We start from the raw sequence: 1,675 nt of genomic DNA on the forward strand, positions 1-1,675 counted from the left end.
TTTTGCCTTGCATACCTCAAAATACAAAAAATTACTACTTTTACATAATTGTGCAACAGACACAATGTATAACCGCAATTACGGCGGATTCGACTACGTCCGAATCCACTCGGAATTGCTAACGTCTGTGCTAAACCGAAAAATTATTAACTTTAAATCCGTAACTGACGGTTATACGAGACCGTTGTGCAACATATAAACCGACCTGAAAATTAATGACAAACCGAACATTAACTACGCTGATTTTAAGAATAGCTGGAATTTATTTATTCACTAAAATTTTTGACCATTTTGGAACTTATTTCTTTTCAGTTTTCGGAACTGCAACAATGGCTCGATTTGATGAATTATTAAGCGAACCAATTGACAAATTCTATTTCACAGGAACATTTTTGACAATTGCCAATATTGTTGTTTCATTATTCCTTTTCCTAAAAGCGGACTGGATTTCTAAAAAACTTGTAAAAACGGAAAGTGAAATCAAAACCGAGCTGAATCCAAAATCACTGACAAAAGTGATTTTATTGACAGTCGGAGTTGTTTGGTTAGCAAAAATGATTTATCTGCTTCCAGACTTGATTGAATATTGCATAAAATTCATTTCGAAGTTAAATGGAAAAGAAGAAATTGAATTGCCTGATTTTGCTTTAGCTAACTATATTCTAAAAGCAATTTTGACACTAATAATGATATTCCGAATTGAAAAAATATCTAATTGGATAATAAAGAAAATATAAAAATACGTTGCACAACAATGTATAACCGCAATTACGGCGGATTCGACTACGTCCGAATCCACTCGGAATTACTAACGTCAGTGCTTAACCGAAAATTATTAACTTTAAATCCGTAACTGACGGTTATACGAGACCGTTACCCAAAATATGAAAATCGCAACCGTAATAATAGGATTTTTTTTAATTATATTATTTTCTATAGCTGTGTTATATATCAAAAAAAATGAGAACAGAACTTTAGAAAAAACTAACGAAAATATTAATAATGAGAATACAAAAACAACTATATTATTGTGGGAAGACAACTACTTGTCTGCTGAACTGATACCTAAAGAAAACTTAGAATTCGCTATTAAGGAAACTAAAAGAATTAAAAAACACGCTGAAGAACACTTTGACGGAAATGGATTTACCGAAATCACAAAAATTAACAAAATACCTTTTAGCACTGAAAAAAAGGAGATATTGACTTCTAAAATAACCGATTTATTAGAATCTATAGGTCTTGTTAAATATGGAAGGGTTTTGTATTACGGTGGTGGAACTCCAACAGAAATTGAAAACCAAAATACAATCGTCTATGGAGAACTAAAAAGTGGAATATTTATAGAACAGGAAAATAATAAAATAGAACACATTTGGATTGATTCACAGAATTGGCAGGAAATTTCGAAAACAAAAATTAAAGATGGATTAATAGAAATTGGAGAAATGTTCGATTTAATTTTAGTCGACTGGAATTCTACACAGGTCATTGATTTAAAAAAAGAATCCGAAATAGAAAAGTATTTATGGAATGAATAAAATACTTTGGGTAACAATGGTAACCGTTGCACAAGTGTGTAAAAACCAAAAATATTAGATTAAAACAAGCTTTTTTAGGGCTTGTTTTTTTATAGATGACTAAATGATGGTCTAAATTTAGAAGGCTTTATTCT

The 1,675-nt window shown here is 30.6% G+C and carries 2 protein-coding genes; both read left to right on the top strand.

Annotation, left to right across the window (positions count from 1 at the left end; translation table 11 throughout):
* Window positions 1-215 precede the first annotated feature (215 nt).
* Window positions 216-737, top strand: a complete 522-nt coding sequence (locus tag SLH33_RS12895) for a hypothetical protein (RefSeq protein ID WP_320419529.1) — start codon at window positions 216-218, stop codon at window positions 735-737.
* Between the two features lie 147 nt (window positions 738-884).
* Window positions 885-1,541: a hypothetical protein gene (locus SLH33_RS12900; protein WP_320419530.1), complete on the top strand. Its 657-nt coding sequence runs from the start codon at window positions 885-887 to the stop codon at window positions 1,539-1,541.
* The last annotated feature ends 134 nt before the right edge of the window (window positions 1,542-1,675 follow it).

It is taken from the genome of Tenacibaculum sp. IB213877 (genome assembly GCF_034043975.1).
Lineage (GTDB): Bacteria > Bacteroidota > Bacteroidia > Flavobacteriales > Flavobacteriaceae > Polaribacter.